Annotated in this window: 13 protein-coding genes; 8 read left to right on the forward strand and 5 right to left on the reverse strand. The window is 40.6% G+C overall.

Going from position 1 to position 15,555, the window contains the following annotated elements; genetic code table 11:
- Nucleotides 1-5: 5 nt before the first annotated feature.
- On the reverse strand, nt 6-476 hold the full coding sequence (locus AC1RM2_RS32720) for a ferritin-like domain-containing protein (RefSeq protein WP_492989334.1): 471 nt from the start codon (nt 474-476) through the stop codon (nt 6-8).
- Nucleotides 477-585: 109 nt separating this feature from the next.
- Nucleotides 586-3,189 (reverse strand): PAS domain-containing protein, encoded by a 2,604-nt coding sequence (locus tag AC1RM2_RS32725; protein WP_492989335.1) that lies wholly within the window; start codon nt 3,187-3,189, stop codon nt 586-588.
- A 350-nt stretch (nt 3,190-3,539) separates the two neighbouring features.
- On the opposite strand from AC1RM2_RS32725, the gene kaiC reads away from it, so the two are divergent.
- The 6 genes from kaiC (at nt 3,540) to AC1RM2_RS32755 (ending at nt 11,603) form a co-directional block, all read left to right on the forward strand.
- Complete coding sequence (gene kaiC, locus AC1RM2_RS32730) at nt 3,540-5,273, forward strand: circadian clock protein KaiC (RefSeq protein WP_492989336.1); 1,734 nt, start codon at nt 3,540-3,542, stop codon at nt 5,271-5,273.
- Nucleotides 5,274-5,278: 5 nt separating this feature from the next.
- A complete protein-coding gene (locus tag AC1RM2_RS32735) occupies nt 5,279-5,566 on the forward strand; it encodes a circadian clock KaiB family protein (protein WP_492989337.1) in 288 nt (95 codons plus the stop codon).
- A gap of 10 nt (nt 5,567-5,576) precedes the next feature.
- Nucleotides 5,577-5,909, forward strand: coding sequence for a circadian clock KaiB family protein (locus tag AC1RM2_RS32740; protein ID WP_492989338.1), 333 nt, complete (start codon nt 5,577-5,579; stop codon nt 5,907-5,909).
- A 1-nt stretch (nt 5,910) separates the two neighbouring features.
- On the forward strand, nt 5,911-7,596 hold the full coding sequence (locus AC1RM2_RS32745; RefSeq protein ID WP_492989339.1) for a PAS domain-containing sensor histidine kinase: 1,686 nt from the start codon (nt 5,911-5,913) through the stop codon (nt 7,594-7,596).
- Nucleotides 7,597-7,950: 354 nt separating this feature from the next.
- On the forward strand, nt 7,951-8,727 hold the full coding sequence (locus AC1RM2_RS32750; RefSeq protein WP_492989340.1) for an enoyl-CoA hydratase/isomerase family protein: 777 nt from the start codon (nt 7,951-7,953) through the stop codon (nt 8,725-8,727).
- Nucleotides 8,728-8,978: 251 nt separating this feature from the next.
- Nucleotides 8,979-11,603 carry a PAS domain-containing protein gene (locus tag AC1RM2_RS32755; protein WP_492989341.1) on the forward strand — a complete coding sequence of 875 codons (2,625 nt, stop codon included), beginning with the start codon at nt 8,979-8,981 and terminating at the stop codon, nt 11,601-11,603.
- A 78-nt stretch (nt 11,604-11,681) separates the two neighbouring features.
- Here AC1RM2_RS32755 and AC1RM2_RS32760 read toward each other — a convergent pair whose 3' ends face one another.
- Nucleotides 11,682-11,960, reverse strand: coding sequence for a hypothetical protein (locus tag AC1RM2_RS32760; RefSeq protein ID WP_492989342.1), 279 nt, complete (start codon nt 11,958-11,960; stop codon nt 11,682-11,684).
- 92 nt (nt 11,961-12,052) lie between these two features.
- Here AC1RM2_RS32760 and AC1RM2_RS32765 point away from each other — a divergent pair, with 92 nt between their 5' ends.
- A complete protein-coding gene (locus AC1RM2_RS32765) occupies nt 12,053-13,735 on the forward strand; it encodes a MutS-related protein (protein WP_492989343.1) in 1,683 nt (560 codons plus the stop codon).
- A 7-nt stretch (nt 13,736-13,742) separates the two neighbouring features.
- Here the strand turns inward: AC1RM2_RS32765 and AC1RM2_RS32770 are convergent, their stop codons facing one another.
- Together AC1RM2_RS32770 and AC1RM2_RS32775 are read right to left on the reverse strand one after the other, a co-directional pair.
- Nucleotides 13,743-14,036, reverse strand: a complete 294-nt coding sequence (locus AC1RM2_RS32770; RefSeq protein ID WP_492989344.1) for a chaperone modulator CbpM — start codon at nt 14,034-14,036, stop codon at nt 13,743-13,745.
- A 5-nt stretch (nt 14,037-14,041) separates the two neighbouring features.
- Nucleotides 14,042-14,944, reverse strand: coding sequence for a DnaJ C-terminal domain-containing protein (locus AC1RM2_RS32775; RefSeq protein WP_492989345.1), 903 nt, complete (start codon nt 14,942-14,944; stop codon nt 14,042-14,044).
- A 223-nt stretch (nt 14,945-15,167) separates the two neighbouring features.
- Between AC1RM2_RS32775 and AC1RM2_RS32780 the strand changes: the two genes are divergently transcribed.
- Complete coding sequence (locus AC1RM2_RS32780; RefSeq protein ID WP_492989346.1) at nt 15,168-15,503, forward strand: cupin domain-containing protein; 336 nt, start codon at nt 15,168-15,170, stop codon at nt 15,501-15,503.
- Nucleotides 15,504-15,555 lie beyond the last annotated feature (52 nt).

The raw sequence follows: 15,555 nt of genomic DNA on the forward strand, positions 1-15,555 counted from the left end.
AATAGTTAAATATTTACAGCTTCACGCAATGCCTTTACCGTTTCGTGCGATGTTTTAAAACCCTCCAATTGCCATGCTAAAAGGTTTACAACTTTGTCGTCTTCCCAAATAAGCTCTTTATCGTCTTGCGCTTTTCTGTATGCCTTGATGATCACGTCTTCGCCATATTCGCAATCTGCCAATATACCCTGCCTGTCTTTATTGATAAGCACGGCTTTCAGGTTAATCCAGGTGTGATAAAATTTGCCCGATAGCGTAGTGCCATCGGTTGGTTGTCCGCCTAAAAAAAGGATATATTCTTTTAACTCGCTTACATTGTTTTTACTTTGATCAACATATTCGTTGAACAGTAAAACCAGGTCATTGTCTGCCGAATCATCTGATGCTTTTTGATAACCGGCAATGCGGTCATTATTTATTTTAATCAGATCATTAAGTGCCGAGATCTGGTGTTGGATATGCTGTAATACTCCCATGACTTATATATATTATATATAAACACAACATTATATGAGAGTTAATGTTTCAGTTTTTGTATCAAGCGGGTTGTATTAATTAGCGCTTTTGTAAGTAAAAAGGAGAAATTTATTGCTCATTCCCCTCAACTGGCAAAGCAAAGCAAAAAGTAGATCCTTTTCCTTCAACACTGTTCACCCACATCCGGCCACCTTCCCGCTTAATTATTTCCGACGAGATGTATAATCCTAACCCCAAACCCGGGAAGGTATGTTGCTTGTCGCCGCTAACTCTGTAAAATTGTTCAAATACCCTATCTTTTTTATCATCGGGTATACCTATGCCAAAATCCTGCACACAAGCAATAGCTTCTTTATTTTTCAATTGGGTACTCACAATTATCTGATCAGTATGGGGCGAGTATTTTATTGCGTTGGTTATCAGGTTGGTGATCACCTGGCTTATGCGGTCTTTATCCGAATAAATCTGGCCGGTTTCGGTAAAATCGGCTACCAGCTTATGTTTTTTTGTGGTGTGCTGCAAATCATCCATTGTTTCTTTAACCGCCTGGTTAAAATCAAACCATGCCTTGTTAAATTGTAACCTGCCTGAGTTTATTTTGGTAACATCCAACAAATCGCCTATTAAATTGGTAAGCCGGTTTACCTGGGCATCCATTCTTGCAACCATTTCGGCTTTTTTAGTTTCACCTTCCCGGGTAAGCATTGCTCCCAGCACCTGCGCATAAGCTTTTATACTGGTTACCGGGGTTTTCAACTCATGACTGGCGATGCCTAAAAAATCATCTTTTTGACGTTGCAACTGCTTTTGCTCATCTATATCAGTATTGGTACCAAACCATTTAACAATTTTCCCGTCGTTAACAAAAGGCAAGGCCTGGGCAAGGTGCCATTTATAAACCCGGTTTTTATCGAGCAGCCTAAACTCATATTGGTATATATTTCCGGTTTTAACGGATGATGTCCAGGCGGCAACACAGCCATCTGTATCTTCGGGATGCACCAGGTTTAACCATGATGAGCCAATTAGCTGCTCCTGGCCTGTTCCAAAATAATTGGTTGTTCGCTGGTTTACGTAATCAATATTACCATCTGCAGTGGCTGTCCATAATTGTACGGGCATAAAATCGGTAACAAACTCAAACTGCTTAATCTGCTCGTTTAGTTCTTGCCTGTCGGCAATTTCGCGGCGCATATCCCGTGCTATGGTAGCGCGCCCTTGCGGTTTACCGGTAACCGAATCATAAACCAGCATTGTTGTTCCATAAACAGGGATTGCCTCGCCTGTTTCAAAATGTTTAAAATTTATCTCGCCCGACCATTTCCCATCTTTCATCAAGCCCTTGTTTACTTTATTAACCAGCTTAACCAATTCGGCTTGCGTTAGATACTCGCTGTTGTGTCGCTCCAGTTCCTGCTGACTTTTTATGCCCAACATAAGACGCCCGGCCGCATTAACATAACTCACGTTGCCATCCGGGTCGGATAGGCTTACAAAATCAGAACTGTGGTCAATCAGTGTTAATAATTTATACTGTTCATTATGGGCATTCTTTTCGGGCCTCAGGTCGCGGGCAACTGTTGCCAGGCCAATAGGTTTATCGGTAAAGTTATCATTGATGCTGAACGAATTGATGTATACAGGTATGGCTTCGCCGGTTTTAAAATGCCTGTATCTAATTTCGCCGCTCCATTTACCGTTTTCCTGTATGGCAGGTAATATTTTATCGGTTACAATTTGCCTGTCATCTTCATGAAAATAATTAAAACCAGGTGTTAATGCGTCGGCTGCGTCATCTATCCCCAATAAATTGAAACCGGACTTGTTTAGGTAACTAACATCGGCAGATGCGCTCCCCAGTACAATAGTATCTGCTGTGTTCTCAACCAGGGCTATCAATTTTTGTTGCTCCTGCCTATCCAGTTGCTCGCGGGTAACGTCTCTTATGATGCCGGCAAAACGCCAAAGCTCATTGTTTAGCCCGAAATATGCCTTGCCTTTACATTGAATCCAATGCTTCAGGCTGCCATCCCGGTTAATTGTTCTGAATGTTATATCATAATTGCCATCCGACAGTGGATCATAGGCATTTTGGACAGCTTCCCTCACCCGAAACTCATCTTCAGGATGGATGTGCCTGAAAATATCGTCGTACGTTACTTCCTCGCCCTCCGAAAAGCCACACAATTCTTTGCAGCGATCATCCCAAATCACAACTCGTTTAGGCGGATAAAGATCCCAGGTGCCTATTTCGGCAGCATGTAAGGTAAATTGTTTACGTTCTTCGCTTTCTTTTAATTTTAGGCGGGTTAAAACCAGTTCGGTAACATCTGCGCCTGTATTTAAAACTCCCCAAACCTGGCCCTCATTATTTTTTATTGGCGTAAATACAAAATTAAAGTAAAATGTTTCAAGGCTTCCATTTACAACTATATCAACGCGTGCTTCTGTTGCCTCATAAACTACCCCAGTATGGTAAACATTGTTAAGGATATCAAAAACCGATTGTGTTTTTAACTCGGGTAACAATTCAAAGTAACGTTTACCAACAACGTCATCGCCTTTTGCAAATATTTTGATGATGGATTTGTTGGCAATTTTTATCAGCATATCCTGCCCTACATAAAGGCCAACCGGGCTTGGCGACTCTTCTATTAGTGTGCGAAAGATGTTTTCGTTGTTGAGGAAATTTTGTTCTGTAGCGTTGGTCATTTAGCTGGAAAAGTATATAAATATAGCCCTTTAATTTACATGATAATAAACTAAATATGTAGCCTTATGTTTTATTGAATTGCGAAATCCAGATGCTGAATTACATCCATAAGTTAGTTATTTTCAGCTGCTGGAATCTTGTTTTATCAAAACATTAATTATGGCAGTACTGCTATAAATTGTTATAGCCAAGCAAGGCTGATGCCTTATTAACCATGTAAAAAAATAGCTACAATCTAACAAATAAATTTTTCCAAATAAAACAAATTGGGCCTGTATTGCATTATTAACCAATTAAATTGCAGACGCTGGTACGTTGATAGCACGCATAAAGTAAAACGCTGTTCACAATGAGTAAAGTAAAAAAAGAAGAAAAGCCAAATTTTCCCTCGTTACCTAAAAGTCAAACGGGCATAACAGGTTTAGATGAAATAACCGGTGGTGGGCTACCCAAAGGCAGGCCTACCTTAATATGCGGCGAAGCGGGCTGCGGTAAAACTTTAATGTCACTTGAATTTATCATTCGCGGCGCAACGGAGTTTAATGAACCCGGTATTTTTATGGCCTTTGAGGAGAAGGCCGAGGAATTGGCTATGAATGTAGCTTCATTAGGTTTTGATTTGATTAAGCTGCAAACCGATCATATGGTAAAGATTGATCATGTTCACATTGACCGTGGCGAGATTGAGGAAACCGGCGAATATGACCTGGAAGGCCTGTTTATAAGGCTGGGATACGCTATTGATTCAATTGGGGCAAAGAGGGTAGTGTTAGATACACTTGAGAATTTATTTTCGGGCTTAACAGATCAAACTATCCTCAGGGCAGAACTACGCAGGCTATTTAGCTTTTTAAAAGACAAAGGCGTTACCGCCATAATAACCGGCGAAAAAGGCGACGGCCCATCTTTAACCCGGCAGGGCCTGGAAGAATACGTTTCTGATTGCGTAATCCTGCTTGATCATCGGGTTATCAACCAAATTTCTACCCGCAGGTTACGGGTTATCAAGTACAGGGGTTCGCAACACGGAACTAACGAATATCCTTTTTTAATTGACGAGGACGGTATTTCTGTATTACCGGTTACCTCCTTAAAGCTGGGAAAAGATGTTTCGTCGCGTAGGGTGTCTTCGGGTATTCCGGCGCTTGATAGTATGCTTGGCGGGCACGGTTTTTTTAAGGGGAGCAGCGTTTTAGTTTCGGGCACAGCAGGCACCGGCAAAACCAGTATAGCGGCATACTTTGCCAATGAAACCTGTAATGGCGGCAACAGATGCTTGTACTTTGCGTTCGAGGAGTCCCCAAAACAGATTATCAGGAACATGAAATCTATCAATGTGGATATGCAAAAACACATTGACAATAACCTGCTGCAATTTTATGCATCGAGGCCTACTTTATATGGCCTTGAAATGCACCTGGTGGCTATTTATAAACTTATTAAAAAATTTAAACCCGCCGCGGTTGTGCTCGATCCCATAACCAACCTTATCACGGTTGGCTCGGTAAGCGAAGTAAAATCGATGCTGATAAGGCTGATAGATTTTTTGCAGGAGGAACAAATTACGGTAATGTTTACGGCGCTCACCCTTAATACAATTATCAGCGACCAAACCGACGAGGGTGTTTCCTCGCTTGTTGATGCCTGGCTATTGGTGCGGGACATTGAGTACAACGGTGAAAGGAACAGGGGTATGTATATCATGAAATCGCGTGGTATGAAACATAGTAACCAGGTGCGTGAATTTGTTATTACCGACAACGGGCTTGACCTGGTTGATGTATACCTTGGACCAGAAGGCGTACTTACCGGATCGGCACGTGAAGCCGAGAAACTAAAAGAAAAAACAGGGCTTGCGCTAAGAGACTTCGCCGTGTCGCGTAAAGACAAAGAGATTTTGCGCAAACGAATGATGCTGGAATCAAAAATAACCAACTTAAAGGCAGAATTTGAATCCGTTGAAGATGAGCTGAATAAAATTTATTTAGAGGAAGAATTAAAGCAACAGATAATAGAAAAGAACCGGGAAGAGATTACGAGAATGCGCAGGGGTACTACTGGTGCTGATAAGAACAAAAGTTAAATGCAATGGAAGAAGAAACAGTAAAATATGAATTGAGGTTGTACGTTGCCGGCAAAACAGCCAAATCTGTCGCCGCGCTTGCCAATCTTAAAAAATATTGCGAAGAATATTTAAAAGGCCAGTATACCATCGAGGTAATAGATTTATTGATACAACCCCAACTTGCCGAGGGCGACCAAATATTTGCAATACCCACACTGGTAAGAAAGGTACCTGAGCCTATCAGGAAAATAATTGGCGATTTATCCAACGAAGAAAAAGTACTGGTGGGTTTAAATATCAGGCCACGCTAAAGAAAACATAATGTCTGAACAAGATCAACTGCCACCTTTGGCCCGGAATTTAAATTTTGATGATGGGAGTGTTTTTCAGTTACGCTTGTTTGTAGCCGGAGCCTCGCCAAATTCAACGCGTGCCATATCCAATTTAAAAGGTATTTGCGAACAGTATTTAAACGGCAATTATGAATTAGAGATTATAGATGTTTACCAACAACCTTTAATTGCCGAAAGTGAACAGATTATTGCCCTGCCTCTGCTAATAAAAAAAGCGCCGGGGACCGAGCGCCGGTTAATAGGCGATATGAGTAATGTCGCCAAGGTACTTCGCGGGCTTGGTTTATATACTGATTATTGATATGAATCCTGCTAAATTAACATACGACAACCTATTACAAGAATTTCGGGAACTTCAGTTTAAATTGGACGAAGCAAACGATACTATTGATGCTATACGGAATGGCCAGGTTGATGCACTTATTGTTAAAGATGATACCGGGCACCAATTATATACGCTTAAAACGGCCGACCAGACCTACCGTGTTTTTATCGAAAAAATGAACGAGGGGGCCGTCACCCTCAACAAGGAAGGTATAATTCTGTATAGTAATTCGCGTTTTGCAACCATGATGAATATGCCCTTAGAGCGGGTAATTGGGTTAAGGTTTGAAACTTTTATACCCGAGATTTCTACAGAAAGATTTAATTACATGATTAATAATGGCTGGGAAGAAGATTGCAAAGGGGAGATTTTGTTGGTAGATAAAAGTGGCCATTTAACCCCTTGTTTGCTGTCATGTACAACGCTCAGTCTCGATGAAGGTCTGTCGCTTAGTCTGATACTTACCGATTTAACGACGCAAAAAGAAGCCGAATGGGAACTCAAAGTAAAAAATGACCAGCTTATTGCGGCACAGGCAGAAACCAAAAAACTGAATAACGAACTTGAGGATACGGTAAAAGAGCGCACGAAAGACCTACTGATAAGCAGGGAGCATTTTAAGTTGCTAAGCGATAATATTCCGCAGATGAGCTGGACAAATCTGCCCGACGGCGAAATTGATTTTTTTAACCAGCAATGGTATAATTACACCGGCTTACGGTTTAGCGAAACAGCAGGTTGGGGTTGGCAACGTGTAGTCCATCCGGATGACCTGGCGGTAACCATAGATAAATATGTACACTCATTGAAAACGGGAGCTGTTTTTGAAGTAGAAAACCGTTATCTGCGCTGGGACGGAAAATACCGCTGGCATTTAAACAGGGCCATGCCATTGAAGGGTGATAACGGCGAAATTGTTTTTTGGGTAGGCACTGCTACTGATATTGAAGATCAGAAGCAGGAAATGGAACGTAAAGATGAATTTATAGGTGTGGCCAGCCATGAACTTAAAACACCGCTAACCAGCCTGAAAGGCTACATTCAGCTCATCAGTGGCTATAACAAAGAACAAGTGCCCCCGGTTGTGAAACAATATATTGAAAAAGCAGGGATTGCTGTAAATAAACTACAGCGCCTGGTAAATGATTTACTCGACGTAAGCAAAATACACGCGGGAAGGCTTGAATACGCTATCGAAGAAGTTAACCTGCGCGATTTGGTTGCAACATCACTTGAGAATGCGGAGCACATGTATCCCCAGTATGAATTTGAAAACCAGGCGACCGTCCCGTTTAAAATTATTGGAAATGCGGAAAGGTTGGAACAAGTGGTGATGAATTTTATCAATAACGCTGTAAAATACTCGCAGGTAAACAAAACGATAATTATCAAAACCGAAGCTAAAGAAAGCGTAGTACGCCTATCTGTTACCGATTTTGGAATCGGGCTATCTGCCGGGCAGATTGAGCGTATATTTGAACGCTTTTACCGTGTTGAAGATCAAAAATTCATGGCCAGCGGCCTTGGCATGGGGCTTTATATCAGCACCGAAATTATAAATAATCATAATGGTAAAATAGGGGTAGAGAGTGAATTGGGCAAAGGCGCAACCTTTTATTTTGAGTTGCCAATTATAGCAGGGCAAACGCATCTAAGTAGCTAATGGAATGAGCTTATGGCGTCGGGAAGATATAAGCATCAAACGACACCTTGTTTTCATTGGCCGATGGTGGTTAAATGATCGAGGTACCAAAGGAATTTTTATCGGTCAACAACGGGCACAAATATTTGGATGCGACTAAATTGTTCTATCAGTTTAGTGTTAACCATGATAAAATATAAAATGTTGATTATTAAATACTTATAAATATTTTATCTGAAATGTGTTAAGTTATGTTAACCCAATTTGATGCGTTTGCGCTTAATTATTTTAGGCTAAAATTGCAGTTAACTAAAATACTTCTGATATTGGCAGTGCATTGGGTTTATTTGTAAACCTACCTATACATCTATAAACATGTCGGCCATCGATAACGGAAATGTATCAAGCATAACAAGCACCAATGGTACGGCTACCATTAGTTTCTATCATCCATCCCAAAATTCTCTTCCATCTCATTTACTGCAAAAACTTGCTAAAAGCATTCAGGAAGCAGGCGCCGATGATGCTGTAAAAATCATTGTATTAAAAAGCGGGGGCGATCGTACATTTTGTGCCGGCGCCAGCTTTGACGAATTGATGCAGATTAAAGATAAGGAACAAGGCTGTAAATTTTTTTCGGGCTTTGCCGATGTGATAAATGCATGCCGCAAATCCACTAAAATAATTATTGCACGTGTGCAGGGGAAAGCCGTTGGGGGCGGAGTAGGCCTGGCCGCGGTTGCCGATTATTGCCTGGCTACTCAATTTGCCGCAATAAAGCTAAGCGAGCTGGCGATAGGGATAGGACCATTTGTAATTTCGCCGGCGGTGGTACGTAAAGTTGGCTTACCCGCATTTTCACAGTTAACTATCCGGGCAACTGAATTCCAAACTGCGCAATGGGCAAAAGAAAAGGGCCTGTATAACGAAGTTTATGAAGATATAGCCGCTCTTGATTTTGCTGTTGAAGAGTTGGTAAACAAACTTGTGTCATATAATCCCGCGGCCTTAACTGCCCTCAAACTGCTCTTGTGGGAAGGAACCAACAACTGGGATTCGTTATTAGCCGATAGGGCAGCAATTAGCGGCGAACTGGTATTATCTGATTTTACCCAGCAGGCGCTTCGTGCTTTTTTAACCCCTAAAAAATGAGAGGCTGTTAGGTTAATCAATTGGTTTTGACTTTCTCGTTGACTAATCAAAATGGTTATTATTACCCACTGAATCCATCATTTATTAAAATTAGCTTTAGCCTCATTTTATTATAACTTTATCAGGATAAATTTACAGCCCAAACCGCATCCTGATAAAAGCGAAATATTTTGGTAAATTATATAGCTTGCAGGAATATTTTATTTTAAATGTACCATCCTCAAAAAAGCAGATTTATAATCCTTGTAAGCTTGTTCACCGTATTGGCAGGTGTACTGGTTGTGTGCGGATGGCTTTTGAATATAGATGCACTTAAAACACTCATACCCCAATATGTAGCCGTAAAGTTCAGTACCGCACTTTGCCTGAGTTTCCTGGGTTTAATTACTTTATTAATCCAACAACCTCCAAAAAAATATATCCATCGCGCTGTTATTGTTCTATCAATAATCGTTGCCTTAATTGGCTTGTTCGGGCTGCTCCAATATCTGTTGCAGTTTCATATACTTACCGATAATTTTTTTGTCAATGGTATTGATATCATAACCGGTGCCAACTATACTTATAATAGTTATACAACCATCAATACTTCCATTTGCACTTTATTGTTGGGTTTTGCTTTTTTGCTTATTGTTACTAAGCGAAAAAAAATGCAGTTAATGGGGCAATACATGCTTCATGCTGTCACCCTTATTTCAACTGTTGCTATTATCGGTTACTTATACGGCTTATCTCTTTTTTATAACTTCAGCTACGTGAGCTCGATGCCGGTGCATACGGCATTGTTGTTTTTTGGAATTTCAATAGCCGCCTCGCTTTTGCATCCTCAATACGGGCTTACTAATGTATTTACCGGTAGCAGGGTGGGTAATCAAATGGCCCGTAAGTTGTTTTTACCGTTAGAGCTGATATTTATTGTTTTAGGGTTTTTGAGGTTTAAAACACAGTATAACCACCTGGTTACACTTGAGGTTAGCATATATGTGCTAACCCTCGTCATGCTTAGCATTTGCCTTACCGTAGTTGCCGTTACTGCAATATGGCTTAACCGTATCGATGAAAAACGGTCGGCAGCAGAAAATGAAGTTATTTCAATTAACAGTTCGCTTGAAAAACGGGTAGCAGAACGATCGGTTGAGCTAACGGCGCTTGTAGATAAGCTGGGTGAAAGCGAACGCCGGTACCGCTTGCTTATTGAACATGCTTCAGACGCTATATATGTACTTAATTTCGACAATAATTTTACCGAAGTTAATGCCAGCATGTGCAAAATGACGGGCTACACGCGCGAAGAGCTTTTGCAACTCAATTTAATGAACTTGCTTGATCCAGAGCATCTGAAAATTGACCCTATCATACTACGCCCGGATGACTTAACAGAAGCTACCATTAAAGAACGCCGTTTTTTGAAGAAAGACGGTACTATTTTCGACGTGGAAGTAAACGTAAAAAAATTTTCAGATGACCGTATTTTGGTTATAGCGCGTGACATTACCGCCCGTAAAGTAATGGAAACCGAATTACGACTTGCTGAGTTGAAATTCAGAACGCTGGCCGAAAAATCAATGGTGGGCATTTACATTGTTCAAAAAGGGAAATTTACCTATGTAAACCCGCGTTTTGCCCAGGTTTTTGGTTATAGCCAGCACGAGCTTGTTAATGCCCCATCTGCGGCAATGGTTGTTTGCGAGCAACATAGGGATATCGCGTTAGAGCACATCCGTACGCGGTTAGAAGGAGAGATTGACAGTATCGATTACGAGGCAATTGGCCGCCGGGCGGATGGCTCATTGAATTGGGTAGAGTTTTATGGTAACAGGGTAACAATTAATGGCGAGCCCACCATTATCGGATCAATGATAGATATCACAGAAAGGAAGGAGGCAGAGGAGCTACTGCGCCAATCTGAACTGAAATATAAATTATTGTTTGATAGCAATCCATTGCCTATGTGGATGATATCGAAAGATGATCTTTCGATAATTGCTGCAAATAAGGCCGCAGCAAGGCACTACGGCTATACTATCGATGAATTTTTAGAGATGAATGCCAGGGATTTTAGAATTGAAGAAGATTTGAGCGCATTGGTTGATAGCTTTAATAAAAACACTTCCGACTCGGGGGATCAGGGCATTTTTAAACACCAGAAAAAAGACGGATCGATAATTAATGTTCAAATCATTACCCAGGATATTGTATTTAATGGCCGGCCCGTAAGGCTGTCATTGGCAAATGATATTACCGAAAAAATTAAATCGGACGAGTTGCTGCGGAAATCGGAAGCTAACTTGCAGACAATTTTAAATACCACCGATTCTGCTTATGCGCTGTTTGATAAAAACCTGCGTGTACTGGCGTATAACACCATGGCTGCTAAGTTTGCAAAAACGCAATATAATCACGGGCTGGATGACGCTGATTTGCCGGATTACTTTCCCATTGAACGGTTTCCTCAGCTTGAAAAGTTTGCCGGCCAGGTGTTAACCGGACATCATGTAAGTTATGAAATTGATTACCAGCAGCCCAACGGCGATATGATGTGGTATTACGTAAGGTTGTTGCCAATTATTGACAGCAATGACCTGATATTGGGGCTGATGATATCGCTTTATGACATTACCGAAAGAAAGAATGCCGAAAGCGACCTGAAAGCTGCTTATGAACAGATTCATGATCAGATAAATAGTATAAAAACAATGGCCTGGAAGCAATCTCACTTTATGCGCAGCCCTGTAGCCAATTTAAAGGGACTTGCTGCAATGCTTAAAGATGACCCTGGGGATGCCACCGCTTTGGCGTATATTATGGTAGAACTTGACCGCCTTGATACCGTAATAATTGAAATGGCAAACGACGCAGCTATTCATGAAGATTAACTGACTTTGGCGTAAAATGAAAATCAAAAAGCCCGTCCGGTTTGATAGAATGGGCTTTTTGATATTGTTGTTTAGGCTTTACCAACGGCGGTGGCCATGAAATGGCCTATAATACGCCCTACGGTAGTATGGCCTGCAATAATTTTCCGATACATAATATCGTGGTCTTCCGTAATAAACACTGCGGTCGTAATAAACGGGTTCGGGGTAGTAAGGGCCATAATTGTCGGCCACGATAACCCTGTGATGAGGGTAACCATATCCAAAAGATGCGCCAATGGAGAAACTTTGAGCTTTGGCAAATTGACGTGAAAATAATATCGCCATGGTTATTATTGAAATTTTAATCAGTTTCATCGCTTTAAAAATTTATTAGTTAATAACTTTGTCTACATTTATATTGACTGGAAAATAAACCACGGGTTTAAATTTTTTTTATTCTTTTAAGCATGTATTACATCATTTTTACGGTACTACTTTTGTCTATTGTGTTAACAATTTCATACATAGTATCTTATTTTGGGAAATTACGGGCTAAAGAAAAAAATCTGGAGAAAATCAAAAACAAATGGGCAAAGCCGGTAAACACAAGACGTAATTTTGATTTGATAAAAATTTACCTGGATGCAGATACTGCTGATAGCAAAATAACAGCCGTGACCTCGGATGACCTTGACCTTAAAAATGTTTTTAATTTTATAGATAGGACTAATTCAAAACCAGGAAAACAGCTATTATATAAAAAACTACATTTTCCGGAAACATCACTTGATAATTTATTAAAACTTGATGCTAAGATAACAGCGCTGAACGCGGATGCACCCAATCGCGAATTTTTGGAACTCGAACTTTCAAAGCTCGGCCATAGCAATGCCTATCAAATTCCCAACTTGTTTTTAAAAACGCATGCGCCGCTATTTGCGCCTGTGATGGCTTTGTATGTTAAAATTGTGCCGTATTTAATTTTAGCGGCAATTGTTTCGCTTATTGTTATACCTAACCCTGTTAGCCTGATCACATTGGGCGTGCTGTTGGGTTACAACGCTATATTTCATTTTGCCAGCAAGAAAAAAACAGCTGAATATTCAGATTCGCTACCCCAACTGTTAATAATGCATAAAGTAGCCGTTTGGTTAGTTAAATATGCAGACATTGGCGATACCAGTGAAATCAAGAAATGCCTGGTAAATCTGGCAGGTTTAAAACGATCGTTAAGTATTGTGAATCTCGAAAGTGAGCTGGTGGTTGATTCGGGCTCTCCCGGTTATGCAGTATTCCAGCTTTTTAAGGTGCTTTTTTTGCTCGAGCCACATATTTATACCAATTCAATAAACCACATCGGCAAATTCCGCGAAGACATTGAAAAGGTATACAATTTTGTTGCCGAAGTTGATGTACTAATAGCCATCCAATCGGTAAGGGAAGGTTTGCCATTTTATAACAAGCCCGAATTTATCAGCCAGGATGCCAAAATGGAAATTACCGACCTGTTCCATCCTTTGGTAGATAAGTGCGTGCCTAATTCATTGTATACCAGGGCAGACAGGGGAGCTTTGATAACCGGTTCAAATATGTCAGGCAAAACAACATTCATTAAGGCGATAGCAGTCAATACTTTGTTGGCTCAAACTATATTTACAAGCTGCGCCAAGGCTTATAAAGCACCATTCCTGAAAATACAAACCAGTATTAAAATAACGGATAGTATTGAAGAGCAGCAAAGCTTTTTCCAGGCACAGGCTTTGGCCATATTAAATATTGTTGATAGCAGCAGTGCTGCCGAAGAAATTAAAAGCCTGGTTATTATAGATGAAATTTTCAGGGGAACAAACACAATTGAACGTATTGCAGCCGCAAAATCGGTTTTATCATATATCACTGCCAACGATAATTTTGTTTTTGTATCCACCCACGATCTTGAACTGGCCGAATTACTGGATGAAGATTTTGCCATTTACTCGTTTTTAGACTCCAAATCGGGCAAAACGCTGGTATTCGACTACAAATTGAAAGAAGGCTTGCTTAAAAGCAAAAATGGCATAGCCATATTAGCATCTATGGGATATCCGGAATCTGTAATTGACGATGCCCACATTGTAAGCGAACGTATGATGTTGAAGTATATGGAGTAGCTTAGCTTTATTCTCCTTCATACAACTTCAGCTTATTCCTCAACCCGCGCATGTTTTCCTGCATTTGTTCAATCCTGTCAAGCATATGTGTTATAGCCTCGATGCCTGCGATATTGATATCTAACTCGTGTAAGCTAACTATTTTCTGAAGTTTTTTTAATTCCGATTCGGGAATGAATATGGTTTGGTCAACTTCTTTAACATCAACAAGCCCTGCTTGCTGCAACGAATTTATAAACGTAAACTCCACGTTATGGTAGATACAAAATTCATTGACTGTAATTAGATTCTCCGTTTTCATAATAATCAGGATTTTGACAGTTCTTCAAACAGTTGCTTTTGTTTATCGGTAAGGTTGGTTGGTATTTTTATATTATAGGTAAGATATAAGTCGCCAAACTCATTCTCTTTTTTATAAACGGGCATACCCTTGCCTTTCAGTTTTACCTTGGCGCCATTTTGAGTTTCGGGCTTTACTTTAACTTTTACTTTTCCGGTTGGAGTTTCGGCCATAATCTCGCCACCTAATACAGCCGTATACAAATCAAGATCAATGATATTATAAAGGTTAGCGCCATCCCGTTTAAAGCGGGCATCCGCAGGGATATTAAATTTAATAAACAGATCGCCGGCAGGGCCTCCATTTACGCCAGAGCCCCCATGGCCGGCAATTTTTATGGTTTGGCCATTTTCAATGCCAGCCGGGATTGTAATACGAATATTTTTTCCGTTAACGGTAAGCGTTTGCTTATGTGTTTGTAAAGTATCCTGCAGGTTCAATTGGAATTCGGCATTCAAATCCTGTCCGCGGTAACCCGTGCGGCGCCCTCCACCTGCACCTCCGGAGCCACCAAACATGGATTGGAAGAAATCAGAAAAATCTTCGCCGCCGCCGAAGCCGCCGCCAAATCCTTCGAAACCGCCCGCGCCACTACTACGTTGCCTGTTTTGTTGCTGCCTGGTTTGTTGTTCATATACTTCGCCATGTTGCCAGTTTTCGCCGTATTTATCGTACTTTTTGCGTTTTTCGAGATCGCTAAGTACCTCATTGGCCTCATTTATTTCCTGAAATTTTTTATTCGCTTCGGCGTCGTTGGGATTTAGGTCGGGATGGTATTTGCGGGCCAGCTTGCGGTAAGCATTTTTAACGTCTTTGTCCGAAGCTGCCTTGTCTATCCCTAATATTTTATAGTAATCAATAAAAGCCATGGTTGGTTGATGTGTAACTTATCTAATAACTGTATAAAGATAAGATGGTTTTCAAATATTGCGGCATTATAAACGGTCAGCATTTGGTTATATATTTTAGTTAACCAGGTGGTTGTTTTTACCCCTTTCACAATCCCACCAAACACCGGGATTGTTTTACCTTGGAGTTAATGGCAATTAAAGAAAAGGTACAAAGTTTAAAATAGTAGTGTAAATTTGATGTATGCAAAACCAATTTTTCTACCTCTTTAGCGATATCAAAACAAAAGAGATTGCGCCCGGCTATTTTTCGAAACTAATCCACACCAATGCTAACACCATCAATTTTATTGAAGTAAAGGCCGGGATATCTTTACCGATGCATAAACACGTACACGAACAATATTCATTTGTGCTGGAAGGCCAATTTGAACTTACTGTTGATGGTATTCCGCAGGTATTGGATTCCGGAATGTTTGCAATCATCCCGTCAAATATTGTGCATGGTGGCACTGCTGTTACTGATTGCAAACTGATTGATATTTTTAGCCCGGCCCGCGAGGATTATAAATTGTTGTAAACGGCTAATTTTTGTTATGGATTTATTGCTGTAAATACTAAGTTTGCCATCC

The organism is Mucilaginibacter sp. GW822-FHT03E02 (genome assembly GCF_058801545.1).

Excerpts from the sequence above, each read along its gene's own strand:
- AC1RM2_RS32750 (WP_492989340.1), top strand. The coding sequence starts at position 7,951 with ATGTCGGCCATCGATAACGGAAATGTATCAAGCATAACAAGCACCAAT.
- AC1RM2_RS32775 (WP_492989345.1), bottom strand. The coding sequence starts at position 14,944 with ATGGCTTTTATTGATTACTATAAAATATTAGGGATAGACAAGGCAGCT.
- AC1RM2_RS32780 (WP_492989346.1), top strand. The coding sequence starts at position 15,168 with ATGCAAAACCAATTTTTCTACCTCTTTAGCGATATCAAAACAAAAGAG.
- AC1RM2_RS32745 (WP_492989339.1), top strand. The coding sequence starts at position 5,911 with ATGAATCCTGCTAAATTAACATACGACAACCTATTACAAGAATTTCGG.
- AC1RM2_RS32760 (WP_492989342.1), bottom strand. The coding sequence starts at position 11,960 with ATGAAACTGATTAAAATTTCAATAATAACCATGGCGATATTATTTTCA.
- AC1RM2_RS32720 (WP_492989334.1), bottom strand. The coding sequence starts at position 476 with ATGGGAGTATTACAGCATATCCAACACCAGATCTCGGCACTTAATGAT.
- AC1RM2_RS32770 (WP_492989344.1), bottom strand. The coding sequence starts at position 14,036 with ATGAAAACGGAGAATCTAATTACAGTCAATGAATTTTGTATCTACCAT.
- AC1RM2_RS32765 (WP_492989343.1), top strand. The coding sequence starts at position 12,053 with ATGTATTACATCATTTTTACGGTACTACTTTTGTCTATTGTGTTAACA.
- AC1RM2_RS32725 (WP_492989335.1), bottom strand. The coding sequence starts at position 3,189 with ATGACCAACGCTACAGAACAAAATTTCCTCAACAACGAAAACATCTTT.
- AC1RM2_RS32735 (WP_492989337.1), top strand. The coding sequence starts at position 5,279 with ATGGAAGAAGAAACAGTAAAATATGAATTGAGGTTGTACGTTGCCGGC.
- AC1RM2_RS32740 (WP_492989338.1), top strand. The coding sequence starts at position 5,577 with ATGTCTGAACAAGATCAACTGCCACCTTTGGCCCGGAATTTAAATTTT.
- kaiC (WP_492989336.1), top strand. The coding sequence starts at position 3,540 with ATGAGTAAAGTAAAAAAAGAAGAAAAGCCAAATTTTCCCTCGTTACCT.